The 26,425-nt window shown below is 69.0% G+C and carries 28 protein-coding genes and 2 tRNA genes; 12 read left to right on the top strand and 18 right to left on the bottom strand.

Going from position 1 to position 26,425, the window contains the following annotated elements; genetic code table 11:
* Positions 1 to 73 precede the first annotated feature (73 nt).
* The gene (gene surE, locus VF522_RS17485; RefSeq protein ID WP_330909574.1) at positions 74 to 847 is read right to left on the bottom strand and encodes a 5'/3'-nucleotidase SurE; all 774 of its coding nucleotides are present in this window, start codon (positions 845 to 847) and stop codon (positions 74 to 76) included.
* Positions 848 to 941: 94 nt separating this feature from the next.
* Here surE and VF522_RS17480 point away from each other — a divergent pair, with 94 nt between their 5' ends.
* The 4 genes from VF522_RS17480 to VF522_RS17465 all read left to right on the top strand — a co-directional run bounded on the left by VF522_RS17480 (position 942) and on the right by VF522_RS17465 (position 2,620).
* Positions 942 to 1,931: an NADPH:quinone oxidoreductase family protein gene (locus tag VF522_RS17480; RefSeq protein ID WP_330909573.1), complete on the top strand. Its 990-nt coding sequence runs from the start codon at positions 942 to 944 to the stop codon at positions 1,929 to 1,931.
* A gap of 44 nt (positions 1,932 to 1,975) precedes the next feature.
* Positions 1,976 to 2,051 (top strand) — tRNA-His (locus tag VF522_RS17475).
* Positions 2,052 to 2,279: 228 nt separating this feature from the next.
* Positions 2,280 to 2,429 carry a hypothetical protein gene (locus tag VF522_RS17470; protein WP_330909572.1) on the top strand — a complete coding sequence of 50 codons (150 nt, stop codon included), beginning with the start codon at positions 2,280 to 2,282 and terminating at the stop codon, positions 2,427 to 2,429.
* Complete coding sequence (locus VF522_RS17465; RefSeq protein ID WP_330909571.1) at positions 2,426 to 2,620, top strand: hypothetical protein; 195 nt, start codon at positions 2,426 to 2,428, stop codon at positions 2,618 to 2,620. Before VF522_RS17470 ends, VF522_RS17465 begins: the two co-directional genes overlap by 4 nt.
* A 48-nt stretch (positions 2,621 to 2,668) precedes the next feature.
* Here VF522_RS17465 and VF522_RS17460 read toward each other — a convergent pair whose 3' ends face one another.
* From VF522_RS17460 to VF522_RS17440, 5 genes are all read right to left on the bottom strand, one after another.
* Positions 2,669 to 4,588, bottom strand: coding sequence for a SurA N-terminal domain-containing protein (locus VF522_RS17460; protein ID WP_330909570.1), 1,920 nt, complete (start codon positions 4,586 to 4,588; stop codon positions 2,669 to 2,671).
* A gap of 57 nt (positions 4,589 to 4,645) precedes the next feature.
* Positions 4,646 to 4,721 (bottom strand) — tRNA-Val (locus tag VF522_RS17455).
* Between the two features lie 16 nt (positions 4,722 to 4,737).
* Positions 4,738 to 5,010: an HU family DNA-binding protein gene (locus VF522_RS17450; RefSeq protein ID WP_013901776.1), complete on the bottom strand. Its 273-nt coding sequence runs from the start codon at positions 5,008 to 5,010 to the stop codon at positions 4,738 to 4,740.
* 300 nt (positions 5,011 to 5,310) lie between these two features.
* Positions 5,311 to 6,396, bottom strand: coding sequence for a tartrate dehydrogenase (locus VF522_RS17445; protein ID WP_330909569.1), 1,086 nt, complete (start codon positions 6,394 to 6,396; stop codon positions 5,311 to 5,313).
* On the bottom strand, positions 6,393 to 7,277 hold the full coding sequence (locus VF522_RS17440; RefSeq protein ID WP_330909568.1) for an alpha/beta hydrolase: 885 nt from the start codon (positions 7,275 to 7,277) through the stop codon (positions 6,393 to 6,395). Before VF522_RS17440 ends, VF522_RS17445 begins: the two co-directional genes overlap by 4 nt.
* Positions 7,278 to 7,352: 75 nt before the next feature.
* Here VF522_RS17440 and VF522_RS17435 point away from each other — a divergent pair, with 75 nt between their 5' ends.
* A complete protein-coding gene (locus VF522_RS17435) occupies positions 7,353 to 8,318 on the top strand; it encodes a LysR substrate-binding domain-containing protein (protein WP_330909567.1) in 966 nt (321 codons plus the stop codon).
* Here VF522_RS17435 and VF522_RS17430 read toward each other — a convergent pair.
* The 3 genes from VF522_RS17430 to uvrC are packed head-to-tail and all read right to left on the bottom strand — an operon-like array spanning position 8,272 to position 11,868.
* A complete protein-coding gene (locus VF522_RS17430; protein WP_330909566.1) occupies positions 8,272 to 9,174 on the bottom strand; it encodes a DMT family transporter in 903 nt (300 codons plus the stop codon). The two genes, VF522_RS17435 and VF522_RS17430, sit on opposite strands and share 47 nt — an antisense overlap.
* On the bottom strand, positions 9,171 to 9,737 hold the full coding sequence (pgsA, locus tag VF522_RS17425; protein ID WP_330909565.1) for a CDP-diacylglycerol--glycerol-3-phosphate 3-phosphatidyltransferase: 567 nt from the start codon (positions 9,735 to 9,737) through the stop codon (positions 9,171 to 9,173). Before pgsA ends, VF522_RS17430 begins: the two co-directional genes overlap by 4 nt.
* A gap of 31 nt (positions 9,738 to 9,768) precedes the next feature.
* Positions 9,769 to 11,868, bottom strand: coding sequence for an excinuclease ABC subunit UvrC (uvrC, locus tag VF522_RS17420; protein WP_330909564.1), 2,100 nt, complete (start codon positions 11,866 to 11,868; stop codon positions 9,769 to 9,771).
* Between the two features lie 20 nt (positions 11,869 to 11,888).
* On the opposite strand from uvrC, the gene earP reads away from it, so the two are divergent.
* The 3 genes from earP (at position 11,889) to VF522_RS17405 (ending at position 14,439) form a co-directional block, all read left to right on the top strand.
* A complete protein-coding gene (earP, locus tag VF522_RS17415; protein WP_330909563.1) occupies positions 11,889 to 12,935 on the top strand; it encodes an elongation factor P maturation arginine rhamnosyltransferase EarP in 1,047 nt (348 codons plus the stop codon).
* A gap of 95 nt (positions 12,936 to 13,030) precedes the next feature.
* Positions 13,031 to 13,585: an elongation factor P gene (gene efp, locus VF522_RS17410; RefSeq protein WP_330909562.1), complete on the top strand. Its 555-nt coding sequence runs from the start codon at positions 13,031 to 13,033 to the stop codon at positions 13,583 to 13,585.
* Positions 13,586 to 13,635: 50 nt separating this feature from the next.
* Positions 13,636 to 14,439, top strand: coding sequence for a heme-dependent oxidative N-demethylase subunit alpha family protein (locus VF522_RS17405; RefSeq protein WP_330909561.1), 804 nt, complete (start codon positions 13,636 to 13,638; stop codon positions 14,437 to 14,439).
* 10 nt (positions 14,440 to 14,449) lie between these two features.
* Here VF522_RS17405 and VF522_RS17400 read toward each other — a convergent pair whose 3' ends face one another.
* Positions 14,450 to 15,112, bottom strand: a complete 663-nt coding sequence (locus VF522_RS17400) for a hypothetical protein (RefSeq protein WP_330909560.1) — start codon at positions 15,110 to 15,112, stop codon at positions 14,450 to 14,452.
* Positions 15,113 to 15,216: 104 nt separating this feature from the next.
* On the opposite strand from VF522_RS17400, the gene VF522_RS17395 reads away from it, so the two are divergent.
* The gene (locus VF522_RS17395) at positions 15,217 to 16,131 is read left to right on the top strand and encodes a TIGR00730 family Rossman fold protein (protein ID WP_330909559.1); all 915 of its coding nucleotides are present in this window, start codon (positions 15,217 to 15,219) and stop codon (positions 16,129 to 16,131) included.
* Here the strand turns inward: VF522_RS17395 and VF522_RS17390 are convergent.
* The 4 genes from VF522_RS17390 to VF522_RS17375 are packed head-to-tail and all read right to left on the bottom strand — an operon-like array spanning position 16,109 to position 20,847.
* The gene (locus VF522_RS17390) at positions 16,109 to 17,287 is read right to left on the bottom strand and encodes an MFS transporter (RefSeq protein ID WP_330909558.1); all 1,179 of its coding nucleotides are present in this window, start codon (positions 17,285 to 17,287) and stop codon (positions 16,109 to 16,111) included. The genes VF522_RS17395 and VF522_RS17390 overlap by 23 nt on opposite strands.
* Positions 17,268 to 18,575 carry a DNA recombination protein RmuC gene (locus VF522_RS17385; protein WP_414709553.1) on the bottom strand — a complete coding sequence of 436 codons (1,308 nt, stop codon included), beginning with the start codon at positions 18,573 to 18,575 and terminating at the stop codon, positions 17,268 to 17,270. Before VF522_RS17385 ends, VF522_RS17390 begins: the two co-directional genes overlap by 20 nt.
* A 17-nt stretch (positions 18,576 to 18,592) precedes the next feature.
* Positions 18,593 to 19,576 carry a D-glycerate dehydrogenase gene (locus tag VF522_RS17380; protein ID WP_330909556.1) on the bottom strand — a complete coding sequence of 328 codons (984 nt, stop codon included), beginning with the start codon at positions 19,574 to 19,576 and terminating at the stop codon, positions 18,593 to 18,595.
* On the bottom strand, positions 19,573 to 20,847 hold the full coding sequence (locus VF522_RS17375; protein ID WP_330909555.1) for a citrate transporter: 1,275 nt from the start codon (positions 20,845 to 20,847) through the stop codon (positions 19,573 to 19,575). Before VF522_RS17375 ends, VF522_RS17380 begins: the two co-directional genes overlap by 4 nt.
* Before the next feature lie 176 nt (positions 20,848 to 21,023).
* On the opposite strand from VF522_RS17375, the gene VF522_RS17370 reads away from it, so the two are divergent.
* Complete coding sequence (locus VF522_RS17370; protein WP_330909554.1) at positions 21,024 to 21,254, top strand: CsbD family protein; 231 nt, start codon at positions 21,024 to 21,026, stop codon at positions 21,252 to 21,254.
* Between the two features lie 30 nt (positions 21,255 to 21,284).
* Here VF522_RS17370 and VF522_RS17365 read toward each other — a convergent pair whose 3' ends face one another.
* Genes VF522_RS17365 through VF522_RS17355 form a run of 3 tightly spaced genes read right to left on the bottom strand, consistent with a single transcriptional unit; the run spans position 21,285 to position 23,382 of the window.
* Positions 21,285 to 22,007 carry a nitroreductase gene (locus tag VF522_RS17365; RefSeq protein ID WP_330909576.1) on the bottom strand — a complete coding sequence of 241 codons (723 nt, stop codon included), beginning with the start codon at positions 22,005 to 22,007 and terminating at the stop codon, positions 21,285 to 21,287.
* 5 nt (positions 22,008 to 22,012) lie between these two features.
* Positions 22,013 to 22,456, bottom strand: coding sequence for a thioesterase family protein (locus tag VF522_RS17360; RefSeq protein WP_330909553.1), 444 nt, complete (start codon positions 22,454 to 22,456; stop codon positions 22,013 to 22,015).
* Entirely contained in the window at positions 22,453 to 23,382 is a 930-nt protein-coding gene (locus VF522_RS17355; RefSeq protein WP_330909552.1) for a histone deacetylase, read from the bottom strand. The genes VF522_RS17360 and VF522_RS17355 overlap by 4 nt, the downstream gene beginning before the upstream one ends.
* 176 nt (positions 23,383 to 23,558) lie before the next feature.
* Between VF522_RS17355 and VF522_RS17350 the strand changes: the two genes are divergently transcribed.
* A complete protein-coding gene (locus tag VF522_RS17350) occupies positions 23,559 to 24,107 on the top strand; it encodes a phasin family protein (RefSeq protein WP_330909551.1) in 549 nt (182 codons plus the stop codon).
* 194 nt (positions 24,108 to 24,301) lie between these two features.
* Here VF522_RS17350 and VF522_RS17345 read toward each other — a convergent pair whose 3' ends face one another.
* Complete coding sequence (locus VF522_RS17345) at positions 24,302 to 25,177, bottom strand: patatin-like phospholipase family protein (RefSeq protein WP_330909550.1); 876 nt, start codon at positions 25,175 to 25,177, stop codon at positions 24,302 to 24,304.
* 111 nt (positions 25,178 to 25,288) lie between these two features.
* On the opposite strand from VF522_RS17345, the gene VF522_RS17340 reads away from it, so the two are divergent.
* Positions 25,289 to 26,332, top strand: coding sequence for an extracellular solute-binding protein (locus VF522_RS17340; RefSeq protein WP_330909549.1), 1,044 nt, complete (start codon positions 25,289 to 25,291; stop codon positions 26,330 to 26,332).
* The last annotated feature ends 93 nt before the right edge of the window (positions 26,333 to 26,425 follow it).

Here is a 26,425-nt window from a genome sequence, read left to right as displayed (position 1 = left end):
GCGACCGCGGACGTGCGCCGGGCCGGCGGCGTGCCGCCCGTATCGAGCCGCGCGGGAAAGCCGGGCCGGCGCGTCATGCGCCGCCCTCGCCGCGCGCGATCTGCACGGCGGCCTGGCCCCAGTAGCGCAAGGCGTCGTGGTCGGTCAGGTCCACCTTCAGCGGCGTGATGGTGGGGTGTCCCTGCAGCGAAGCATGGAAGTCGGTGCCCTCGGCGTCGTCCTTGGGCAGGCCGGCGCCGCCGATCCAGTACATGGTGTCGCCGCGCGGACTGGTCTGCGCGATCACCTTCTCCGCCGCGTGCCGGCGGCCGAGGCGGCACACCTTGTAGGGCTTCAGTTCCTCGTAGGGCCGGTTCGGGATGTTGACGTTCAGCAGCCAGTGCGCGGCGTCGGTGCGGTGGTGCGCCACCAAATATTCGATCAGCTCGCGCGCCTTGCGCGCGGCGGCGTCCAGGTTGGCCCAGCCCTTCTCCGTCTGCGAGAAGGCGATCGCCGGGATCCCGAACAGGTAGCCCTCCATCGCGGCGCCCACGGTGCCGGAATAGATCGTGTCGTCGCCCATGTTGGCGCCGTTGTTGATGCCGCTCACCACGAGGTCGGGCCGCTGCTCCAGCAGGCCCGTGAGCGCGATGTGCACGCAGTCGGCCGGCGTGCCGTTCACGTAGCGGAAGCCGTTGGACGCGATGTTGACGTACAGCGGCGCATTCAGCGTCAGCGCGTTCGACTTCGCGCTGTTGTTGTGCTCCGGGGCCACCACGTCGACGTCGCCGAGGTCGCGGATCGCCTCGTACAGCGCCACGATGCCGGGCGCCTGGTAGCCGTCGTCGTTGGAAAGCAGGATCTTCATGGTGATCCGGTCGATTGTAGGGGGCGGTCACGGCAGGGACATCCGCCCTCCGGGGGCCTTGCCTATGATGGGCGCCACGAAGGAGAGTGACGCCATGCATGCCTGGCTTTGCGAGAACCCCACCGGCGTGGAAGCGCTGCAATGGAAGGAACTGCCCACGCCCCGGCCGAAGGCCGGCGAGGTGCTGGTGGAGATCGAGGCGGCCAGCCTGAACTTCCCCGACCTGCTGATCGTGCAGAACAAGTACCAGTTCAAGCCGCAGCTGCCCTTCGTGCCGGGTTCGGAATACGCGGGCACGGTGGCTGCCCTCGGTGAAGGCGTCACGCACCTGGAGGTGGGCCAGCCGGTCGCCTGCCTCTCCGGCACCGGCGGCTTCGGCACGCACGCCGTCGCGCCGGCGGACCGCTGCATGCCGCTGCCGCCCGGCTTTCCCTTCGTCGATGCGGCCGCCTTCATCATGATCTACGCGACCTCGCACCACGCACTGGTGGATCGCGCGCAGCTGAAGGCCGGGGAGACGCTGCTGGTGCTCGGCGCCGCCGGCGGCGTGGGCACGGCGGCGATCCAGATCGCCAAGGCGATGGGCGCGCGCGTGATCGCGGCGGCGTCGACCGACGAGAAATGCGATCTGTGCCTCTCGCTCGGGGCCGACGCCACGATCAACTACACGCAGCATGCGGTGCCCAATGCCTTCCGCGAAGCGGTCAAGGCCGCGACGGAGGGCAAGGGCCCCGACGTGATCTACGACCCCGTGGGCGGCGAGTTCGCCGAGCCGGCCTTCCGCTCGATCGCCTGGCGCGGCCGCTACCTGGTGGTGGGCTTCGCGGCGGGCCCGATCCCGAGCCTGCCGCTGAACCTGCCGCTGCTGAAAGGCGCGTCCATCGTCGGCGTGTTCTGGGGCGAGTTCTCGCGCCGCGAACCGAAGGCGAACGCCGCCATGATGGGCCAGCTGGCCCAGTGGTACGCCCAGGGCAAGGTCAAGCCCGTCATCGACCGCGCGATGCCGATGGCCGAGCTCAAGGCCGCCTACGCGCACATGGGTTCGCGCGCCGTGAAGGGCAAGCTGGTCCTCGTGAACGCCTGAACGCGCAAGCCGTTCGCCGGCCGGGCTATAATCGCAGGCTCACGGTGGCTGTAGCTCAGTTGGTAGAGTCCAGGATTGTGATTCCTGTTGTCGTGGGTTCGAGTCCCATCAGCCACCCCACCCCCTCCTTTCTCGAAGTGCCCCTGTCCTGACCAGGACGCGCATTTCGGTCTCGCGGCTTTCCCGCACCTCCCCGACAATTCATCAGGCGCCCCCCGGTGCGGGCACGCGCTGATCGGCTACCATGGGATGCGAAACACGCCATCCAAGAGCCGTGGTGACACTGATGCAGTAAGAAACCCTGACGGGCCGCCGCCCCATGCGCGGCCCGCGCACGCGGAGAACACCATGGCCAAGCCCAATTACGCGTTCGAGAAACGCCAGCGGGAACTCGACAAGAAGCGCAAGAAGCAGGAGAAGGAGGACCGCAAGAGCACCACGCGGCCGCCGCCCCTGCCCTCGACCACGCAGCCGCCGGACGGCGAGGTGCGCGGGTGAAGGACGACGTCAAGACGAAGGTGCGCGCCGGCGGCCTTCGCTACGAGTCGAAGTCGACCGGCACCGACTTCCCGGGTCCCTATGGCGGGACCATGAGCTGCTTCATGTGCGGCCGCCACGTGCCGCGCTCGCGGCTGCAGGCCTTCAAGCTCGCAACCGGCCTGAAGTTCCGCTGCCGCGACGGCTGCTAGCGGCGCCCTCGCAAGCCGCGCCCCGCGGGCGCGGCCCCGGCGCGCGCCTTACCGGGTCGCGCCTTCCTTCGGCTTCGGCACCTTGATCTGGACGTTGAAGCGGTCCTTGAGCAGGTTGTAGTAAGCCTCCGCCTCGGCCGTCGTCCAGGCGCGGGCGTACTGCAGCAGTTCCTGCTGCGCCTGTTGCGCGGCCGGCGCCTCGCGCGGCAGCACGCGATTCACCTTGACGATGGAATAGCCCTCGAGGCCCAGGTCCACGCCCGCCAGCGCCGGCAGCTTCGAAGGATCGGCGCGCAGCGCGGCCTCCACCACCTTGGGCGACTGCTTGTCCGCCGCCTGCCGCGACAGCACCACGGCCGCCGGCAGTTGGGCGCCGGCCGGATTGGCCTTCCAGGCGGCCAGCTTCGCCTCGCCTTCCTTCTTCGCCAGCTCCGCGGCCTTGGTGGCGACCACGCGATCGCGCACCTGGTCCTTCACTTCCTCGAAGGGACGCGCGTGCGCCGGCGAATACTGCGTGATGCGGCCGGCCACCAGCTGGCTCGGCCCGAACTCCACCGCCTCGGTGTTGCGCTTGCGCTCCAGCGCGTCGGAAGAGAACAGCGACTGGAGGAACTTCGGGTTGGCCAGCGGGCCCTTCACGCCTGCCTGCGGCGTGCGGGTGACCGCCTGCGCGGTGCGCACCTCCAGCTTCAGCTTTTCGGCCACCGGCTTGAGCGAATCCGGCTGCTCGTAGACCGTGTTGCTGAAGGTCTCGGCGGACTCCGAGAACTTCTTCTGCGCCTGCTCGCGCCTGACCTGCTCCTCCAGCTTCGGCCGCATCTCCTCGAAGGTGGGCGGCTTCTCCGACTTCATGTCGGTGAGCTGCACGATGTGGTAGCCGAACTCGGACTCCACCAGGCCGCTGATCTCGCCCTTCGTCTTCATGCCGAAGACGACGTCCTCCACCGGCTTGACCATCGCGCCGCGCCCGAAGAAGTCGAGGTCGCCGCCCTGTGCCGCGGAGCCGGGGTCCTGCGATTCCTTCTTCGCGATGTCGGCGAAGCCGGCCGGGTTCTTCTTCACCTGCGCCAGCACGGCCTCGGCCTTCGCGCGCGCCTTGTCCTTGTCTGCCTGCGGTGCGCCCTTGGGCACCGCGATCAGGATGTGGCTGGCGCGGCGTTCGTCCTTGCCGCCCAGGCGGGAGGCGTTCTGCTCGTAATAGGTCTTGAGGTCCGCTTCGTTGACCGTCACGTCCTTCGACACCGCGGCCGGATCGAGCACCACGTATTCGATGTTCGCCTGCTCCGGCGCCTGGAACAGCTGCGGGTTCTCCTTGTAGAAGGCCTGCAGCTCCGCGTCGGTCGGCGCCACCTTGCCGCGGAAGTCCGCCGCATTGAAGTGGGCCACCTGCGCCTCGCGCCGCTCGAAGTAGGAGTCGAGGGCGACGCCGGCCTGCGCCTTGGGCATGAAAGCCGTCTGCAGCACGCCATTGAGCACCTGGCCGCGCGCGAGGTCGTTGCGGACGTTGTTCTCGAACATCTCGGGCGTCATGCCCTGGCGCTTGAGGACGTCGCGATAGCGCTGCATGTCCAGCTTGCCGTCGGCGCCGCGCAGCGCGGCGATCAGCTCGTTGTTCTGCAATTCGCGGGCGACGCGCTGGTCGCCCACCAGCAGGTGGTTGTGCTCCACCGCGGCGGCGAGCACGTGGTCCTGCACCAGCCGCTCCAGCGTACCGTAGCGGGCCTCGGGCGAGTCGAACAGCTTGGCGTCGAGGTTCGGCATCTGCTCGCGCAGGCGGTCCACCGCCTGCTTGTGCGCGTTGTCCCAGTCGGTGCGGCTGATCTCGCGGCCGTCCACCTTCGCGACCGTCTCGCCGCCCTCGCGGTAGCGGTTGTAGCCCTCCAGCCCGAACAGGACGAAGGAGGGGACGATCAGGATGAACAGAAGAATCTGCATCACCCTGTTGTGGTTGCGGACGAAATCGAACATGCTCGGGACTCGTTCAAATCAAACAAAAAGGCGAACCGCGGTTCGCCTTTCTTCTTTTGGTGGGTGCTGACGGGATCGAACCGCCGACCTACGCCTTGTAAGGGCGCCGCTCTACCAGCTGAGCTAAGCACCCCACCGGAGACCGGCCATCAGTTCAGCGCATCTTTCAGCGCCTTGCCGGGACGGAACTTGGGCACCTTGGCAGCCTTGATTTTAATCTGTGCGCCGGTACGGGGATTGCGGCCGCTGCGGGCGGCGCGCTTGCCCACCGCGAAAGTGCCGAAACCCACGAGCGAAACCGAGCCGCCTTTCTTCAGCGTGGTCTTCACCGCGCCGATCATCGACTCCAGCGCGCGCGTGGCGGCGGCCTTGGAGATGTCGGCGTGTTTGGCGATGTGCTCGATCAGTTCGGTCTTGTTCACTGGGCCCCTCGTGCAGGAATGAGTTTTGGACGGACGCGTCTCTTCGTTCAAAAATTTGTCTCCCGTTCCCGGCAGGCTCCGAGATGTCGGCGCGGCGGGAAGGGGAGACAGTGCGGGCGGCCTTGCGGCCACTGCCGTCGATTAAAGATCAGCGTCGCGAGAGGTGTCAATACGCCCTGCGGCAATACAACACGCGGGGACGCATTCTAGGCCCAACCCGACGACGAGCGCGCGCTCACGTGCGCGTTCGTCGCAGGACCAGCGGGCATGCTGCGCTGCGAGGTGCGCAGCAGCAAGCCGTTACAGGGCGGCGGCGATCGCCTTGCCCAGGTCGGTGGTGCTCGCCTTGCCGCCGATGTCCGGCGTCTTCGGTGCGCCGGACTTCGGGTCCAGCACCTTCTCGATGGTGGCGAGGATCGCGTCGTGCGCGTCCTTGTGGCCCAGGAAGTCCAGCATCATCGCGCCGGCCCAGATCTGGCCGATCGGGTTGGCGATGTTCTTGCCGTAGATGTCGGGCGCCGAGCCGTGCACGGGCTCGAACAGGGACGGGTGCGTGCGATCCGGGTTCATGTTGGCGCTGGGTGCGATGCCGATGGTGCCGGTGCAGGCCGGGCCCAGGTCCGAGAGGATGTCGCCGAACAGGTTGGTCGCCACCACCACGTCGAAGAAGTCCGGGCGCTGCACGAAGTGCGCGGTCAGGATGTCGATGTGGAACTTGTCGGTCTTGATGCCCGGGTAGTTCTTCGCCATCTCGGCGAAGCGCTCGTCCCAGTAGGGCATGGTGATCGCGATGCCGTTGGACTTGGTCGCGCAAGTCAGGTGCTTCTTCCCGCGCTTCTGCGCCAGCTCGAAGGCGAACTTCAGCACGCGGTCGACGCCGTGGCGGGACATGATCGTCTCCTGCATCACGATCTCGCGCTCCGTGCCGTTGAACATGCGGCCGCCGACGGCGGAGTACTCACCCTCGGTGTTCTCGCGCACGATGTACATGTCGATCTCGCCAGGCTCGCGCTTGCTGCCGTCCTTGCGCACGACGGGCGCGACGATGCCGGGCATCAGGCGCGCCGGGCGCAGGTTGATGTACTGGTCGAAGTCGCGGCGGAACAGCAGCAGCGACTGCCACAGAGAGGTGTGGTCCGCGATCTTCTCGGGCCAGCCCACCGCGCCGAAGAAGATGGCGTCGTGGCCGCCGACGAGCTCCTTCCAGTTGTCCGGCATGTACTGGCCATGCTTCTCGCAGTAGTCCCAGGAGGACCAGTCGAAGTGGTCGAACTGGAGGTCGATGCCGAACTTGCGGGCGGCCGCGTCGACGACGCGCACGCCTTCGGGCATGACTTCCTTGCCGATGCCGTCGCCGGCGAGGACTGCGATTCTCTTCTTGCTCACGGGGTGCTCCTTAGGAATGCGAAGGCTTCGTCGAGGAGCAGCGCGGGCGCTTCCTCGGCGATGTAGTGGCCGCAGGGCAGGCTGCGGCCGGTGAAATCGGTGGCGGCCGCGCGCCACAGCGCCGGCACGTCGAAGTTGCGGCCGACGGCGCCATGCTCGCCCCACAGCACGCGCAGCGGCTGGGCGAGCTTGCGGCCGGCGTCGTGGTCGGCCTGGTCGTGCTGCAGGTCGATGCCGGCGCTGGCGCGGTAGTCGGCGACGATGCCGGCGGCGGTGCCCGGGTTCGCGGCGCAGCGCTCGTATTCGGCGAGCGCTTCCGGCGCGAAGGCGGCGAGGCCCGCGTGGCGCGCGCCCATCACGCTGCGCACGTAGCGCACCGGGTCGGACGCGATCAGCGCCTCGGGCAGCGGGCCCGGCTGGATCAGGAAGAACCAGTGCCAGTAGGCGCGCGCGAAGGCTTCCGTCGTGCCGCGGTACATGGCCAGGGTCGGCGCGATGTCCAGCAGCAGCAGCCGCTCCACGGCCTGCGGATGATCGAGCGCGAGCCGATGCGCGACTCGGGCCCCGCGGTCGTGCGCCAGCACCTGGAAGCGCTCGTGGCCCAGCGCGCGCATGACATGCAGCGCATCGAGCGCCATCTCGCGCTTCGCATAGGCGGCGGACTGTTCCCCGGCCGGCGGCCGGCCGGAGTCGCCGTACCCGCGCAGGTCCACCAGCACCACCTCGAAGCGTTCGGCGAGTTGCGGCGCGACCCGGTGCCACATGGCCTGGCTCTGCGGGTGGCCGTGCAGCAGGAGCAGCGACGCGCCCTGCCCCGCGCGGCGCACGCGGAGCGCCACGCCTTCGCGATCCAGCTGCAGGGACTCGAAGCCTTCGAACATGGCCCGCATTCTGGCATCCGGCCCTCGGCCGCGCCAGCAATAATGCGGCAAGCGATTCTTTCCGAACGAGAAGCAATGAGCCCCCACCTGGACCGCCCCGACCTCGAGCTGCTGCTGGCGATCCGCGAGCACGGCAGCCTGGCCGCCGCGGCCGCCGCGGCCGACGTCGTCCCTTCCGTGATCACCAAGCGGCTGGCCGCGCTGGAGGCGAAGCTCGGGCTCAAGCTGTTCCAGCGCACCACCCGCCGTGTCGTGCCCACCGCGGAAGGCGAGGCGCTGTGCGAACGCGCGATCGGCCTGCTCGCCGGCTTCCAGGCCATGGAAGCCGAGTTGCAGGAGCGGCACAAGGAGCCCGTGGGGCGAATCCGCCTGGCCGCGACCTTCGGCTTCGGGCGCGTGTGGCTGGGCCCGGCAATCGCCGAATTCCAGGCGCGGCATCCGCAGCTCGACGTCCAGTTGCAGCTCACGGAGCAACTGCCCGACCTCGCGGTGGAAGGCTTCGACGGCGCGGTGTGGCTGTGGGCGGTGCGCGGGCAGCGCGCGACCGAATGGACCGGCCGGCGGCTCGCGCGCAACCAGCGGGTGCTGGTGGCTTCGCCCGAGTACCTGCGCCGCCGCGGCATGCCCGCGAGCGTGGAGGAGCTCGCCGCGCACGACTGCCTGGTGGTGCGCGAGAACGAGCAGTTCGACGTGTGGCGGCTGCAGCGCGAGCGGGACAAGGCGGAGGTCCGCGTGCGCGTGGGCGGCCCGCTCTCCAGCAATTCCGGCGAGCTGGTGCGCGACTGGTGCCTGGCCGGCCACGGCATCATGCTGCGCAGCCTGTGGGACATCGCCGGCGCCGTGGCCACCGGCGAACTGGTGCGCGTGCTGCCCGGCTACGCGATGACCGACGCCGACGTGCACTGGCTGGCGCCGCACACGCCCAGCACGCCCAAGCGCATCCGGCTGCTGGTGGACTTCCTGGCCGAGCGCTTCCGCGCCGAGCCGTGGAAGCTCACCGCTTCGGCTGCCGCACGACCAGGCTCACGCCCGCGGCGGTGAGCGCCATGCCGGCGACGATCACCGTCGTGATCGGCTCGCGGAACAGCACCCATGCCATCAAGGCCGTGGTCGGCGGCACCAGGTACATGAGGCTGGTCACCGACGTGGTGGCCCCGCGCTGGATCAGGAGGTAGAGCAGGGAGCTGCCGCCCAGCGTGAGACCCAGCGCCGACCAGGCGAGCGCGCCCACCAGCTCGGCATTCACCGCGCCGTCCGGCAGCGCCCAGCGGATGCCTTCGGATTCCAGCAGCGCCAGCGGGATCGTCACGGCGAAGGCCGCGGCGAGCTGCACGAGGTTCGCGGTACGCACGTCGCAGGGCGCGACGAAGCGCTTCTGGTACAGCGTGCCGGCCGTGATCGAGAGCAGCGCGACGAGCGCGAACAGCAGGTTCAGCGGATGCACCTCGCCGATCCCGAGCTTCTGCCACACCACCAGCAGCAGGCCGGTGAGGCCGAGCCCGAGCCCGGCCCACTGGCGCGGCGCGACGCGGCCGCCGCCCAGGGAGATCCAGATCGCCGTCAGCACCGGCTGCAGGCCCACCAGCAGCGCGGCGAGTCCCGCACCCATGCCGGCCTTCACGGCGGCCCACACGCCGCCCAGGTAGCCCGCATGCATCAGGATGCCGGTGATGGCGAGGTGCCCCCACTGCGCGCGGCTGCGCGGCCAGGCGGCGCGGGCGAGGAACGCCCACGCCAGGAAGGCCAGCACGGAAAGAACGTAGCGCAGCGCCAGGAACTTCATCGGCGGCGCATGCGGCATGCCGTAGCGCGCCACGATGAAGCCGGTGCTCCAGATCAGGACGAAGACGGCGGGCATCGCCCGCACCAGCGGGCCGCCGCGGTCCGCCGCGCTCATTTCACCCGCCGGCGGATCTCGGGCAGCGCCTTCTGCAGGTAGTAGATCATCGACCATACGGTGAGGATGGCCGACATCCAGATCAGCCAGGTGCCCCACACCTCGGTGTCGATCACGCCGAACAGCTGGCCGTCGAACAGCAGGAAGGGGATCGCGACCATCTGCACGGTGGTCTTGACCTTGCCCAGCATGTGCACGGCGACGCTCTTGGAGGCGCCGATCTGCGCCATCCACTCGCGCAGCGCGGAAATCGCGATCTCCCGCCCGATGATGATCAGGGCCACGAAGACGTCCGCACGTTTCAGGTGCACCAGCACCAGCAGCGAGGCGCACACCAGGAACTTGTCGGCGACCGGGTCGAGGAAGGCGCCGAAGGACGAAGTCTGGTTCAGGCGGCGCGCCAGGTAGCCATCGAGCCAGTCGGTCGCCGCGAAGACGATGAACATGACCGTGGCCACCAGGTTCTGCAGCCGCGGCTCCAGCCCGATGTAGAACACGCCGACCAGCAAGGGGATGGCGATGATGCGCGTCCAGGTGAGGAGCGTCGGGACCGTGAAGAACATGGGCACCGATTCTGGCATGCCCGGGACGAACTCAATGCAGCGCCCGGTAGATATCCTCCGCCAGCTCGCGCGAGATGCCTTCCACCGTGGCGATGTCCTCCACGCTGGCCGAGGCCACGCCGCGCACGCCGCCGAAGCGTTGCAGCAGCCGCGCCCGCTTCTTCGCGCCCACGCCGGGGATCTCCTCCAGCTGGCTGCCGCCCACGCGCACGCGGGCGCGGCGGGCCCGCATGCCCGTGATCGCGAAGCGGTGCGCCTCGTCCCGGATCTGCGCCACCAGCATCAGCGCCGCCGACTCGCGACCCAGGTAGACCTTCTCGCGGCCGTCGGCGAAGACCAGTTCCTCCAGGCCCACCTTGCGGCCCTCGCCCTTCTCCACCCCGACGATCACCGACAGATCGAGGCCCAGTTCGGCGAACACCTCGCGCGCCATGCTCACCTGGCCGCGGCCGCCGTCGACCAGCACGAGGTCCGGCAGGCGCTGGGCGCTGCCGCCGCCCCCGGGCTTCTCGCGCTTCGGCTTGGCGGGCGCGTCTGCCGGCACTTCGATCGTGGCCGCTTCGGCGGACACGGTTTCTGCCGCGACGACTTCGTCGGCGACGGCATCGCCGGCAACGGACTCGTCCTCCGGCGGCGTCGCATCCGGCGTGTCGCGCCCGGCCTGCGCCAGCCGCGCGTAACGCCGCGTCAGCACCTGCCGCATGGCGGCATAGTCGTCGCCCGGCGTGATCCCATCGATGTTGTAGCGGCGGTACTCGCGGTTCTGCATCACGTGGTGGTGGAACACCACGCAGGACGCCTGCGTCGCCTCGCCCGCCGTGTGCGAGATGTCGAAGCACTCGACCCGGAAGGTGTCGAGATGGTCGGGCGCGAGGTCGAGCGAGTCCACCAGGGCCCGGGTGCGGGCCTGCTGGGAACCCTCTTCCGCGAGCAGCCGCGCAAGCTGCAGCTGCCCGTTCTTCTGGGCCATCTCCAGCCACAGCCGCCGCTGCCCGCGCGGATTGTGGACGGCGCCGATGCGCACGCCCGTCTGCTCGGACAGCGCCTCGGTCAGCTCCGGCGCGACCGGGTGGCTGGTGATGAGGGCCGACGGCACCGGCACGCCGAGGTAGTGCTGCGCGATGAAGGCCTCGAGCACCTGCTCCTCGACGGGCCGCGCCTTCACCGCATCGGCCGCATCGTCGAACTCCTGCACCACACTCGCGTCTTCGACGTGGCTCGGGAAGTAGGCACGGTCGCCGAGGTGCCGGCCGCCGCGCACCATCGCCAGGTTGACGCAGGCCTTGCCGCCCTGCACCACCACCGCGAGGATGTCCACGTCCTTGTCGGAAACCGTCTCCACCGACTGCTGGTGCAGCACCTTGGACAGGGCCGCCATCTGGTTGCGCAGTTCGGCCGCCTGCTCGAACTCCAGCTTCCCGGCGTGCGCCACCATGCGCTGCTCCAGCTGGTTCAGCACGGCCTGGGTGTCGCCGCGCAGGAAGGCCTCCGCATTGAGCACGTCCTGGTGGTAGTCCTCGGGCGAGACGAGATTCACGCAGGGACCGGTGCAGCGCTTGATCTGGTACAGCAGGCAGGGCCGCGTGCGGTTGGCGAACACGGTGTCCTCGCAGGTGCGCAGGCGGAACACCTTCTGCAGCAGCTGGATCGACTCCTTCACCGCCCAGGCGCTGGGATAGGGGCCGAAGTAGCGGTGCTTGCGGTCGACCGAGCCGCGGTAGTAGGCCACGCGCGGGAACACCGCGGCGGACGGCCCACCCGCCTTGCCGTTCGAAGCGAAGCCGAGCTTGTCCGGCGAGCCGGTGATCTTCAGGTAGGGATAGCTCTTGTCGTCGCGGAACAGGATGTTGTAGCGCGGCGCGAGCGTCTTGATCAGGTTGTTCTCGAGCAGCAGCGCCTCGGCTTCCGAGCGCACCACCGTCGTTTCCAGCCGCGCGATCTTGCCGACCATGTGGCCGATGCGCGTCCCGCCATGGTTCTTCGTGAAGTAGCTCGAGACGCGCTTCTTCAGGTTGCGCGCCTTGCCCACGTAGAGCACGGTGTCCTGCGCGTCGAAATAGCGGTAGACGCCCGGCAGCGCCGGCAGCGCGGCGACCTGCGCCAGGAGTTCATCGGAGTGGTCCTGCACCATGGCCCTATTATCCGAGCCACATGAAGTGGGACCTTTTCTGCCGGGTGATCGACAACCACGGCGACGTGGGCGTGTGCTGGCGGGTGTCGGCGGAGCTGGCCGCGCGCGGGGAAGAAGTGCGCCTGTGGATCGACGATCCCTCGGCTTTGCAGTGGATGGCGCCCGGTGGCGCGCCGAGGGTCCAGGTCGTGCACTGGACCGGCGAATCCCCCGACCTCGGGCCCGGCGACGTCGCGGTCGAAGCCTTCGGCTGCGATCCGCCGCCGGCCTTCGTCGCGCGCATGGCCTCCGCGCAGCGGCCGCCGGCGTGGCTGAACCTCGAATACCTCTCGGCGGAACCTTATGTGGAGCGCAGCCACGGCCTGCCCTCGCCCGTGATGTCCGGGCCGGGCGCGGGCCTGACCAAGCACTTCGTCTACCCGGGCTTCACCGGCCGCACGGGCGGCCTGCTGCGCGAGGCCGACCTGCCCCGCCGCCGCTCGCAGTTCGACCGCGCCGGCTGGCGCGAACGCCACGGCATCCCCGTGGAAGGCAGCCGCGTGATCAGCCTGTTCTGCTACGAGCCGGACGCCTTGCCGGACCTGCTCGCGCACCTGGCGGGCCTGCCGGACCCCACGGACCTGCTCGTGACGGCAGGTCGGGCCACGGCGGCGGTGCGCCCCTACGAAGGCCAGTTGGGGAACGGCGTGCGCCTGCACTTCCTGCCCCTGATGAGCCAGCGCGCTTACGACGAACTGCTGTGGGCCTCCGACCTCAACTTCGTGCGCGGCGAGGATTCCTTCGTCCGCGGATTGCTGGCGGGCGTGCCCTTCGTCTGGCAGATCTACCCCCAGCAGGAGGACGACGCCCACCACGCCAAGCTGGAAGCATTCCTCGCCTGGCTGCAGCCGCCGCCCGACCTGCGTGATTTTTTCCTGGCGTGGAACGACGTGGTGGCCGCGCCCTTGCCCCCGCTGGACCCGGCGGGCTGGCGCGACACTTTCGCGCGGGCGCTGGAGCGGGCCCAGGCCCTGCCGGAGCTCGCCACCGAGCTGCAGCGATTCGCGGCCGGCCGGGTTAGAATATAGAGCTTTGCGCTTGCGGGCCCCACCGCTCGCGCGCATTCGCCGCCACCCGCAGAATTTCTTCAGCGCGAGCGCGGCTTCCACCCGAAGACACCGTCATGAAAATCGCCCAAGAAATCCGCGCCGGCAACGTGATCATGCAGAACGGCCAGCCGTGGGTCGTGCTGAAGACCGAATACTCCCGCGGTGGCCGCAACGCCGCCACCGTGCGCATGAAGCTCAAGTCCCTGCTGAACAACCAGGGCACCGAACTCGTCTTCAAGGCCGACGACAAGATGGACCAGGTCATCCTCGACAAGAAGGACTGCACCTACTCCTACTTCGCCGACCCGATGTACGTCTGGATGGACGCCGAGTACAACCAGTACGAGGTGGAGAAGGACAACATGGGCGACGCCCTGAACTACCTCGAGGACGGCCTGCCCGCCGAAGTGGTGTTCTACGAAGGCAAGGCCATCTCGGTCGAACTGCCCACCAGCGTCGAGCGCGAGATCACCTGGACCGAGCCCGCCGTCAAGGGCGATACCTCCGGCAAGGTGCTCAAGCCCGCCAAGATCGCCACCGGCTTCGAGATCGGCGTGCCGATCTTCGTGGCGCAGGGCGACAAGGTCGAAATCGACACGCGCACCGGCGAATACCGCCGCCGCGTGTAAGCTTCGCGCACATGACAGGAAGGCTCCGCAAGGAGCCTTTTTTGTGTCCGATGCCTGCCCCCCGCTTCGATCCCAACCGCATCGCCGTCCCGTTCCGCATGCAGCCCGGGCTGCAGCGGCTCGGCCCCGGCGCGACGCACCTGACGCCGCTCGCGCCGGGCAGTGCGCTGTGGCAGGAGAAGAAGCGCGTGCTGGACGCCGGCGCGAGCCGGCTCGCGGTCCCAGGCTTCGATGCACAGCCGGCGATCGCCGCGATCCTGGCGCGGGCGCGCGCCGAGGGCCTGGCCGCCGGCGAACCGATCGAACTCGCCTTCGAGGAGGATTTCGCCGTCCTCGACGGCGCCACCTCCACCCTGCCCTGGCTGTGCGTCTGCGTGCCGTCGCACTGGGCGCCGGAAGACAAGCTGGGACTGCACTTCGCCGCCGTGCACGCACCGGTGGCCGACAACCAGGCCATCCTCTCGGCCGGCCAGCATCTCGTGCAGCTGGTCACCGGCGGCGAGCGCTTCGAGCGCTCCGTGTGGACGATCACGCCCAGCTGCCGCCACGACCAGCATCCGCGGCGGCATCCGCGCGCGCCTTGGCCTTCCACACCGGACCCCGGGGGCTTCGCGCAGGCCTGCTTCCTGCGCGCCGAGCGCCAGACCTTCTTCCCGGTGGCCGGCGTGCCCGGCCAGGCCGTTTTCACGATCCACGTGATGCTGACGCCGCTCACGGAGGCGGTCGCCACGCGCGAGGACGCACTGCGCCTGCACGACGCGCTCGCTTCCATGAGCGAAGCCGTGCTCGCCTACAAGGGCCTGGCGCCGGCGCGCGCGCCACTGCTCGCATGGCTCGCGGACCAGGCGTCCTGAGCGCCGCCCCTCAGTGTTGCGTCAGCACCCAGACGAGCACGCCGCCCACCAGCAGCACGGTGCCCACGACCGCCGTCCACAACATGGGGTGCAGCGCACCGCCGCCCTGCCCGCGTGCCGCCAGCGGCTCGCTGCCCGGCCACGGCGCGGTGTAGGGCAGCTTCTCGGTGAGCTCGCCGGCCGCTTCCGGCGTGAACATCTCCAGCGTCACGCGCTGCAGGCCCTGCTTGGCATCGGCGGTGCGCACCCAGAGGTCGACCACGCTGCCGCGCAGGCGGGCATGGGCGATGTCGTCCAGCGGGAACTTCACGCGGTCTTCCTTCCACGACTTGCCCTCGCGGAAACGCCCCGCCACCCGCAGCACCTTGGTCTGCACCCGGACTTCCACCTCGCCCTGGAACTTCGGGATCTCGTAGCCCTTGCCCTCGACCTCGACGATGCTGCCGGACAGCGTGGACTGGATGATGGAATAGCTGCCGGTGCCCTCGCCGCGGCTGGGCTGGAACGCCGGAACGGGAGGCTGGCCGCGCACGAGCTCGCCCACCGTGAGACGCCCGCCGTCGGCATCGACGAGCACGTCCTGGCTGCTCAGCGTCTTCTTGATGCGCATGCCGACGATGGTGCGCCGGTCATACGGGCCGAGCGTGCGGCCCTCGAGCACCACGTGGTACACCGGATTCTCCAACCTCTTCCCCCCGGGTTGTTTGCGCCACAGCATACGCCTCCTCGACAGTCGCGGCCCCGCCCGGGCGGCGAATCCGGCCACAATCGGCGCTTATGTCTTCGACCCGCAACATCCACGACCGGCGCCTGGCCGATGCCTGGGCCACCCTGAAGTCCCATGCCGATGCCGGTCTGCCCCTCGATCCGGACGCCAGCCGTCTGGCCTTCGCCGACCCCGAATTCCTCCTGCGCCGCGAGACGCGCGGCATCCGCTTCCAGCTGGAACTGCTCAAGCCCGACCTCGAACAGCAGGCCCACGGCATCGAGAACACCATCGTCGTGTTCGGCAGCGCGCGCTTTCGCGACCAGCAGGAGGCCGACGCCCTGGTGCAGCAGGCCGCGGCCGCCGGCGCCGTGACGCAGCAGCCCGCCGGCGCCGACGCCGGCGGCGAGACCGGTCCCGGCAAGGTGGACGAACGCCGCGCCCGCGCCCTGGCCCGCAACGCGCACTACTACGAGAAGGCGCGCGCCTTCGGCCGGCTGGTGGCCGAGTACAGCGCGGACAAGGAGCCGCGCGACCAGCTGTTCGTCTGCACCGGCGGCGGCCCCGGCATCATGGAAGCGGCCAACCGCGGCGCCGACGAAGCCGGCGGCGTCAGCGTCGGCCTGTCGATCGCGCTGCCCATGGAGGAAGCCGCCAACCGGTACGTCACGCCGGCGCTGTCCTTCAAGTTCCACTACTTCGCGCTGCGCAAGATGCACTTCATGATGCGCGCGAAGGCGCTGGTCGCCTTCCCCGGCGGCTTCGGCACGCTGGACGAGCTGTTCGAGGTGATCACGCTGGTGCAGACGCGCAAGGCGCGCCAGGTGCCGATCGTGCTGTTCGGCTCCGACTACTGGAAGCGGCTGGTCAACTTCGAGATGCTGGTGGACGAAGGGGTGATCTCGCCGGCCGACCTGGACCTGTTCCAGTTCGCCGACGATCCCGAAACGGCCTGGAACCTGATCAAGACGTTCTATCGCCTTTGAGGCCGAAGGCGAGGCGGGAACCGGCGCCCACCATCGCCGCCACCGTCCAGAACACGGCGCTGATGCCCACGGCGGCGCCGGCCGCGCCGAACAGCATCGGCATCGCCACGCTCGAGGCGTTGATCACCATCAGCCGCATGCCCACCGCCTCGCCATGGCGGTGGTGCGGCGTGATCTGGTGCAGCATGCTCATGATCATCGGCTGCACGCAGCCCAGCGCGAGGCCGAGCAGCACCGAGCACACGCCCATGGTCACCGCCGTCTGCATGAAGGGATAGACGGCATAGATCATGGTCGTGGCCAGCATGGCGCCCGCCACCAGCGCCCACTCCTGGATGCGAGAAGCCAGGACCGGCAGCACCACGCGCAGCGCCGCCGCCGCGGCGGCGAAGGCGCCGAGGATGGTGCCGATCACCGAGGCCGACAGGCCGCGCTCGTTCCCCAGTACCGGCACCACGAAGGTGTGCACGTCCCAGGCCGAGGACAGGAACCAGTTGACCAGCAGCAGCCGCCGGAACATCGGGTCGCGCAGCAGGTCCCAGGCGCGCTGCCGCCCCGCGTTGGCGGAGCGTTCGGGCAGCGGCGCCTCATGCGCGCCGCGGATGAAGGCCCAGGCGAGCAGCGGCAGCACCGCCATCACGAAATAGGCCCAGCGGAAGCCGGCGTGGTCGATCACCAGCCCGGCCACGAAAGGCCCCAGGAAGTTGGAGAACGCCGGCCCGATCGCGAGCCAGGAGAACACCTGCTTCAGCTCCGTGGGCGTTTGCGCGGCTCGGCCCACGTGCCGCTGCAGCGCGATCACCGACGCGCCGGTGGCGCCGCCGGTGAGCAAGGCCGCGACGCACAGCACCGGGAACACGGGCCAGGCCACGGCCAGGCCTGCGCCCACGACCGCCGCGGTCACGCTCAGGCCCACCGGCCGCTTCAGGCCATGGCGGTCGGCGAAGCGCCCGGCCGGCAGCGCCAGGAACACCTGGGTCAGCGCGAACAGCGCCAGCAGCACGCCCACCGCCGCCGCGCTGTAGCCTGCGCGCAGCGCCATCAGCGGCGCGGCCAGCCGCATGCCCGCCATGCAGGCGTGCAGGAAGATCTGGCCGGAGATCAGGCGCGCGAGCTCGCGCCCCGTGCCGCGGGGGTCAGGCGTCGCTGTCGTCACCGTTGTCGGCCAGGGGCAGCAGCGCCTGGGCCTGGCCGTCCGGCAGCGCCTCGACGTTCTTCAGCGCGCGCCGCATCATCTTCGTGCGGGTGTCGGCCTTGTCGACGGTGTCCGCGGCCTTCTGCACCTGCTCCTTGATGCGCGCGACCCATTCGCCATAGCGGTCGAATTCGGTCTTCACCGCGCCGAGCACCTTCCACACCTCCGACGCCTGCTGCTCCAGCGCCAGCGTGCGGAAGCCCATGTGCAGGCTGTTGAGCATCGCCAGCAGCGTGGTGGGTCCGGCCAGCGTGACGCGGTAGTCGCGCTGGATCCGGTCCATCAGGCCGGGACGGCGCAGCACCTCGGCGTAGAGGCTCTCGATCGGAAGGAACAGGATCGCGAAGTCGGTGGTGTACGGCGGGCACAGGTAGTACTCGCAGATCGACTTGGCTTCCTCGCGGATGCGCACTTCCAGCGCGCGGCCCGCGCTTTCGACGCCGGCCGCATCGGCGCGGTCCTGCGCGTCGAGCAGGCGCTCGTAGTCCTCGCGCGGGAACTTGGCGTCGATCGGCAGCCACACCGACGAGCCGTCGGAGCTGCGGCCGGGGAACTTGATCGCGAAATCGACGCGCTGGTTGCTGCGCGGCTTGGTCTCGACCTGCTTGCCGTACTGCTCCAGCGTCAGCACCTGCTCCAGCAGCGCCTCGAGCTGCACCTCGCCGAACATGCCGCGGGTCTTCACGTTGGTGAGGACGCGTTGCAGGTCGCCGACGCCCTGCGCCAGGTTCTGCATCTGCCCCAGGCCGTGGTGCACCTGCTCCAGCCGCTCGGCCACCTGCTTGAAGCTCTCGCCCAGGCGCGCTTCCAGCGTGGACTGCAGCTTCTCGTCGACCGTCCTGCGCATCTCCTCGAGCTTCGCCGCGTTGGTCTGCTGCATCGCGTTGAGCTGCGTTTCCAGCGTCGCGCGCACCTCCGAAATGCGGCGGGCGTTGGCCTCGCTCAGGTCGCGCAGCGAATCGGCGATCGTCTTCTGCGTCAGCGCGAGCTGCTGCGCGAAGGCGTCGATCTGCGCGTTCTGCGTGCGGTTGGCTTCCTGGGCCTGCCGCATCAGCGTTTCCTGGAAGGTCGCGAGCGTCTGCGTCAGCTCGCTGCGCAGGCCCCGCGAGCTCTCGCTGATCTCGCGCCGCAGCTCGCGCTCGAGCCGTTCGTTGGCTGCCATCAGTTCGGCACGGCCGGTGTCCAGCACCGGCGGCTTGCGCATCAGCAAGGCCACCATCAACACGACGCTGGCCAGCGCCAGCGCCATCACGATCCAGATTTCCACTACTTCGTCAGTACTTCAGGGTTCAGGGGAGTGAGCGGCTTGCCGTTCACCAGGAAGCCGACCAGGTTGTCGGCGGCGAGGTTCGCCATCGCCTTGCGCGTGGGCACCGTCGCGCTCGCGATGTGCGGGGTCAGCACCACGTTGGGCACGGTCAGCAGGTCGGGGTGGACCTTGGGTTCGCCCTCGAACACGTCGAGCCCGGCGGCGGCGATGCGCTTGTCGCGCAGGGCCTGGGCCAGCGCGGCGTCGTCGACGATGCCGCCGCGGGCGACGTTCACCAGGGTGGCGGTCGGCTTCATCCGGGCCAGTTCCTGCGCGCCGATGGTGTGGTGCGACTCCACCGAATAAGGCAGCACCAGCACCAGGTGGTCGGCCGTCTTCAGCAGTTCATCCTTCGACACATAGCGCGCCTTGCACTCGGCTTCCAGCTCCGGCGAGAGGCGCGAGCGGTTGTGATAGATCACGTTCATGCCGAAGCCGTGGGCGCCGCGTTTGGCGATGCCCTGGCCGATGCGGCCCATGCCCAGGATGCCCAGCGTGCTGCCGTGCACCTCGGCGCCGGCGAACATGTCGTAGCTCCACTTGGTCCACTGGCCGGCGCGCAGGTAATGCTCGCTCTCGGTGATGCGGCGGGCCGTGGCCATCAGCAGCGCGAAGCCGAAGTCCGCCGTGGTCTCGGTCAGCACGTCGGGGGTGTTCGTGCCCAGGACCTTGCGCGCCGTCATCGCGGGGATGTCGAAGTTGTTGTAACCCACGGCCATGTTGGCGCAGATCTTCAGATCGGGGCAGGCGGCGAGCACCTCGGCGTCGATGCGCTCGGTGCCGGTGGTGAAGGCGCCGGCCTTGCCTTGCAGGCGCTGCGCGAGCTCCTGCCTGGTCCAGGTGGCGTCCGCCTGGTTGCTTTCCACCTCGAAGTGCTGCGAAAGGCGGGCTAGCGTTTCCGGGAACACGGCCCGGGCGACGAGGATGCGGGGTTTCGTCATGGTTTGTGTGGCTGGGTCTGGACGGGAGCAGGCGATTCGACCGACGGGGCGGACGGCTTCTGGCGCGCGTGGCCTTCGGGATCCCACCCGACGACGGCCAGCAGCACCGCGAACCCGAGGATATAGCCGACCGCCACGTGCCAGCCGCCGCGCAGCCAGGCGCCGACCGAACGGGCCTGCGGATACATGTTGGACAGCGCGACGCCGGCGGAAGAGCCGAACCAGATCATGGAGCCGCCGAAGCCCACCGCGAAGGCGAGGAAGCCCCAGTCGTAGCCGCCCTGGCGCAACGCCAGCGCGGTGAGCGGGATGTTGTCGAACACCGCGCTGACGAAGCCCAGGCCGAAGGTGGTGGCCCAGGTGGGTGCCGGCAGCGCCTTCACGGGCATCATGGCAGCGCACATCACCAGCGAGAGCAGGAAGACGCTGCCGCGCAGGGCCCCCGGCAGCAGGCTCCAGGTCGGCCGGCGCCAGCCCGCCGTGGCGAACAGCGCCACCCAGACCGCGATGCCGATGACGGGCAAGGCGTTGAGCACTTCCGGGTGCCGCAGGTTGAACCAGACGTTGGCCGCGATCGCGGTCGCCAGGATGATCGCCACGATCGCGAGGCGGGCGTGGTCGAGGTGGATGTCGCGCGGGTTGTCGCGCATGATCGGCTGGCAGGCGTGCTGCTGGCGGGCCGCGACCACGCCGAAGAACAGGGTCGCCACGATCGCGCCGGCGTAGGCCTCGAACACCTGCACCGGGGAAACGCCGGCGATCCACATCATCGTCGTGGTGGTGTCCCCGATCACGCTGCCGGCGCCGCCCGCGTTGCTCGCCGCCACGATGGCCGCCAGGTAGCCGACATGCACCCTGCCCGCGTACAACACGTGCGCCATGGCGCCGCCGATCATGGCCGCGGCGATGTTGTCGAGGAAGCTGGAGATCACGAAGATGATCAGCAGCAGCACGAAGCCGCCCTTCCAGTCGTCCGGCAGGATGCGGGGCAGCAGTTCGGTGACCTCGCTGCGCTCGAAGTGGTCCGCGAGCAGCGCGAACCCGAGCAGCAGCCCCAGCAGGTTCCCGAGCGTGACCCACTCGTGCGCCAGCAGGCCCAGCAGGCCCTGGACGCCGGGAACGCCGGCGAAATCGCCAAAGCCCAGCTTGTACAGCGCGATCGCCACCATCCCGGTCACGGCGACCGCCAGGGTGTGACGGTGGAACAGGGCCACGCCGAGCAGCGTCAGGGCGAACAGGACGAAGTCCAGCGGGAGGCCGGCCAGGGTCAAGAAGGCTCCTCGTCGTTCTTGTTGGGCAAAGCGCGCATTATCCGCCGGGCAGGACCTGCCGTCGCGCTGCAAGTGCCGGGCATGTCGGCCGCAGCCTACGGCGCGTGCGCGGAAGCTCCTACCTCGTGCGCAAGCTGTGCGATACGAAGATGCGCTGGAGGCGAAGGAGTGCAGTCATGAACCAGGATCGCATCGAGGGCCGCTGGAAGCAGTTGAAGGGCAAGGTCAAGGAACAGTGGGGCAAGCTGACCGACGACGACCTCGACGTGATCGCCGGCCGCCGCGACCAGCTGCTCGGGCGCATCCAGCAGCGCCACGGGCTGGCGAAGGACGAGGCCGACCGGCAGGTGCGCGAGTTCGAGCGAACCCACCCCGATGCCAGGCTCGAGGACAAGGAACGGCTGTAGCGTGGGCAACCGCGTTGCCCCTCGTTTCCGTCACTCCACCCAGTGCGTGAACGACGCCGCCGGCTCGCGCGGCGTGTGGAAGGCGTTCACCCGCGCTTCGAGGTCCGCGTAACCGAGCGACATCCCGCACACCAGCATCTCGTCCGGCCCGGCGCCCACGTGCGGCAGGATGATCCGCGCGAAGCCGTTCCAGGCGGCCTGCGGGCAGGTGTGCAGGCCCCGCGCGCGCGCGGCCACCATCACGTTCTCGATGAACATGCCGTAGTCCATCAGCGAGCCGCGCCCGAGGATGCGGTCCATGGTGAACATGAAGCCGACCGGCGCGTCGAAGAAGCGGAAGTTGCGCTGGTGCTGCGCATGCATCCTGTCCTTCTCGCCCTTGGCGATCCCGAGCAGGCCGTACAGGCTCCAGCCGTTCTCGCGCCGCCGGTCGATGTACGGCGACACCCACTTTGTCGGGTAGTAGTCGTATTCCTCGCGGTAATCTTCGGCGAGCGCCGGGTTCGCGTAGACCGCGTCGTGGGCCGCGCAGACTTTCTGCACCAGTTCGTCGCGCCTGGCGCCCTGCAGCACGTACACGCGCCAGGGCTGCGTGTTGGTCCCGGAGGGCGCGCGGCTCGCCACCGTCAGGATCTCCTCGATCAGGTGGCGCGCCACCGGCTTGCCGCGCAGGAAGGCGCGGCAGGAGAAGCGGCTGGCGATCGCCGCGTCGACGCTGGCCGTGTCGCCGACGACCGTGCCGACCTGGTTCATGAGGGTCACTGCAGCGCCTCCAGCACTTTCTTCAGCGGTGCCGGCAGCGCCGCCGGGCGGCGGCTGGCGCGGTCCACGTACACATGCACGAAGTGGCCCTTGGCCACGGTGAGCGGCTCGCCCTGCACGAACAGCCCCACCTCGTAGCGGACGCTGGAGGTGCCGATCCTCGCCACGCGCAGGCCCGCTTCGACGACCTGCGGGAATGCGACCGGCGCGAAGTAGTTGCACTGCGTCTCGATCACCAGGCCGATGGTCTCGCCGCGGCGGATGTCCAGCACGCCCTGCTCGATCAGGTGCGCGTTGACCGCGGTGTCGAACCAGCTGTAGTAGACGACGTTGTTGACGTGGCCGTAGGCGTCGTTGTCCATCCAGCGGGTGCTGATGGCGCGGAAGGCCTTGTAGCCTTCGCGTCCCTCGGGCTGCGGCTTGGCGTGCGATTCGCTCATCGCGGGCGATTGTGCCAGCGCCGCGCGTATGCGACTGCCCCGGCGAAGGTGTTCATCTGCACCTGCACGGTGTCCTCGATGCGGTGGCCGTAGCCGCCGGCCATCGCGAAGGCGAGCGGCACGCCGCGCTGCCAGGCCCAGTCGAACACGCGGCGGTCGCGCGCTTCGAGGCCGTCCCAGGTCAGCTTCAGGCGGCCGAGGCGATCGCCTTCGTGCGGGTCGGCCCCGGCGAGGTAGATCACCAGGTCGGGATCGAAGCGGTGCGACAGCTCCTCCAGCGCGCGTTCCAGCGCCTGGAGGTAGGGGTCGTCGCCGGTGCCGTCGGGGAGATCCACGTCGAGGTCGCTCGCTTCCTTGCGGAAGGGAAAGTTCTTCTGGCCGTGGATCGACAGCGTGAACACCGTGGGGTCGTCGCGGAAGATGCGCGCCGTGCCGTTGCCCTGGTGCACATCGAGGTCGACGATCGCCACTTTCAGGGGCGGGCGCCGCAGCCGCGTGTGCTCCGCCTGCATCAGGCGCGTGGCGACCGCCGCATCGTTGAACACGCAGAAGCCGCCGCCCTTGTCCGGATAGGAGTGATGGGTTCCCCCGGCGATGTTGGCGGCGATGCCTTGCCCAAATGCGGCGCGGCATGCGGAGATCGTCGCACCGACCGAACGGCGGGCGCGGTCCGCCATCGCCTGGCTCCACGGGAAACCGATCTCCCGCATGACCTGGGGGTCCACCGAACCATCGCTGATGGCCTCGATGTAGCCCGGCGTGTGGACCAGCGCCAGCTGGCCGTCGGTGGCGGGTTCTGCCCGCATGAGCTTGATGTCCGGCAGTTCGGCTGCAATCCGGTCCCGCAGCTGCCGGTACTTGGCCATGGGAAAGCGGTGGCCCGGCGGCAGCGGCAGGACGAACTGGTCGGCGTAGAAAACCTGCATCGACCCATTGTCCGGCCGGTCCGGAACTAGGGTCGGGCGCCTAGATTGTTGCATCGCAGCAAAAAACTCTTGAAATAGGCCGGGACGCCCGTATACTTCCTCCATGCTGCGCTGCAACATAGAGTTCAGGGCAGTGACCGAGAAGTCCGCTCCCCCACCCTTACCCGGAGAATTCCATGCTGACCGCTGAGCAAATCCTGGCCGCCCAGAAGGCGAACGTCGAAACCCTGTTCGGCCTGACCACCAGGGCCTTCGAAGGCGTCGAGAAGCTCGTCGAGCTGAACGTCACCGCTTCCCGTGCCGCCCTGGCCGAAGCCGCCGAAACCACCCAGACCATCCTGTCCGTCAAGGATGCGCAGGAACTGCTGGCCCTGCAAGCCGCCCTCTTCCAGCCCCTGGCCGAGAAGACCGCCGCCTACAGCCGCCACCTGTACGACATCACCTCCGCCACCGGCGCTGAATTCAGCAAGGCCGTGGAAGGCCAGTTCGCCGACGCCCAGAAGAAGTTCCTGGCCGTGGTCGACAACGCCGCCAAGAACGCGCCCGCCGGGTCCGAGACCGCCGTGGCCGTGTTCAAGAGCGCGGTGGCCGCCGGCAACAATGCCCTCGAGTCCGTGCAAAAGGCCGTGAAGCAGGCCACCGACGTCGCCGAAGCGAACTTCAACGCCGTGGCCAACACGGCCGTGAACGCCGCCAAGACCGGCAAGGCCAAGCGCGCCGCCTGAGGCTTGATTTGCAGGTTCCTGACACCACGTTGGTGGAGCAGGAACTCTGCGAACCGCGGTCCGTCTGACCCATACTCTCACGGACACTGAACGGGAGAGTTCTTCAGGTTGTCTCCTCGGGTCCTTTCGACACCTTCAATGGTTCAGGGATCCCTTGGCCCTCAGTCGCAAGACTGAGGGCTTTTTTCATTCCCTCAATGCGGCGCCGCCGTGCGGGTTTCCATCGCCGCCTTCAACTGCGGCAACAAGGACTGCATCGCCGCCCGCCCCGCATTGATCGCGCGCTGCTTGCCCGCGAAATCGCCGCTGCCCATGCCCACCAGCGAGGGCCGCACGACCAGGTCGGCGTCCTTCAACTCGAAGGTGTTGATGCTCTTGCCCATGATCGCGAAGGTCTGCAGCAGGATCTGCAGCGGGTCCGACGACGGGTTGCCTTCGGGCGCGCTCGAGATGTCGACGGCGATCACGAACTCGGCACCCATCTCGCGCGCATAGCGCACGGGCACCGGCGACACCAGGCCGCCGTCGACATACTCGTGCGTGCCGATGCGCACCGGGAGGAACACGGCCGGCACCGCGCTCGAGGCTCGCACCGCCGTGCCGGTATCGCCGCGTCGGAACAGCACGCCCTGTCCCGAATTCAGGTCGGTCGCGACGATCCCGAGCGGCAGCGCCATGTTCTCGATCAGCCGGTGGTTCACCTGCGTGTTGACGTAGCGCGCCAGCGCCTCGCCGCGCAGCACGCCGCGGCTGAAGATCGGCAGCGTCCAGTCGGCGAACGCGGCCTCGTCCATGTTGAGCGCCACGGATTGCAATTGCCCGCCCGAGCGCCCGCTCGCGTAGAGCGCCGCCACCAGCGAGCCCGCCGAGGTGCCCACCACCAGCGTCGGCTTGATCCCGGCCTCCTCGAGCACCTGGATCACGCCGACGTGCGCGAAGCCGCGCGCCGCGCCACCGCCCAGCGCCAGCCCGATCTTCGGCAGCGGCCTGGGCGCGGTCACCACCGGCGCCGGCGGCTCGGGCGGCTTGGCCGGGGGTGCGCTCGCGCAGGCGGCCAGCAGCCAGGCCATGACGCAGATCAAGCTGCGACGCGCCTGCGAGTCGCCTATCTTATTGAGAATGATTCGTGTTTGTCTTATGATGCTCTCCGTTCCAACCGACGTCCCCGAAAGGAAACTTCCATGATCTCCAAGGCCGCAGGCTTCGCGGTGCTGCTCGCCGCCGCCGCCACGTCCGCCGGCGCGCAGGAGCAGGTGCTGAACCTGTACTCCGCCCGCCACTACAACACCGACGAGGCGCTGTACAACAACTTCACCAAGGCCACCGGCATCAAGATCAATCGCGTCGACGCCGACGACGCCGGTATTCTGGCCCGCCTGAAGGCCGAAGGGACCGCCTCGCCCGCCGACGTGATCCTGCTGGTCGACGCCGCGCGTCTCTACCGCGGCGAAGTCGACGGCCTGTTCAAGCCGGTCAAGTCCAAGCTGCTGGAAGACGCGATCCCGGCGCAGTACCGCGGCGCGTCCACCGCCGAGGGCACCAGCTGGTTCGGCTTCTCCACCCGCGCGCGTGTGGTGGTGTACGACAAGGTCAAGGTCAAGCGCGAAGACGTCGACACCTACGAGGAACTCGCCGACGCGAAGAACAAGGGCAAGGTCTGCCTGCGTTCCGGCTCGCACCCGTACAACCTGTCGCTGTTCGGGTCCGTGATGCAGCACGTCGGCGAGCAGCAGACGGAAAGCTGGCTGAAGGGCATCGTGGCCAACATGGCGCGCGACCCCAAGGGCGGCGACACCGACCAGATCAAGGCGGTCGGCGCCGGCGAGTGCCAGATCGCCGTGACCAACACCTACTACATCGCGCGCCTCCTGCGCTCGAACGACGCGGCCGACAAGGCGCTGATGGAGCGCGTGGGCATCGTGTTTCCCAACCAGTCCACCTGGGGCACCCACCTGAACATCGCCGGCGGTGCGGTGGCGAAGAACGCGAAGAACACGGCCGCCGCGGTCAAGTTCCTCGAGTACCTCGCGAGCGCCGAAGCGCAGAACTACTTCGCCAACGGCAACAACGAGTGGCCCACGGTCAAGGGCGTGAAGGTGAACAACCCCGCGCTGCAGACCATCAGCGGCGGCGGCGACTTCAAGGCGGAAACGATCCCGCTGGCGGCCGTCGGCGCGAACACGGTGAAGATCCAGCAGATGCTGGACCGCGTCGGGTTCAAGTGACGTGCGCGTAGCGCCGCGTCGCGGCGCAAGGCACGTCATCCCCGCGCAGGCGGGGATCCAGGGCATTCGAAAAAGGCGGCCTGCGGGCCGCTT

The organism is Ramlibacter sp. (assembly GCF_036383835.1).
Taxonomy (GTDB): domain Bacteria; phylum Pseudomonadota; class Gammaproteobacteria; order Burkholderiales; family Burkholderiaceae_C; genus Ramlibacter.
This window is presented reverse-complemented; position numbering and strand designations above follow the sequence as displayed.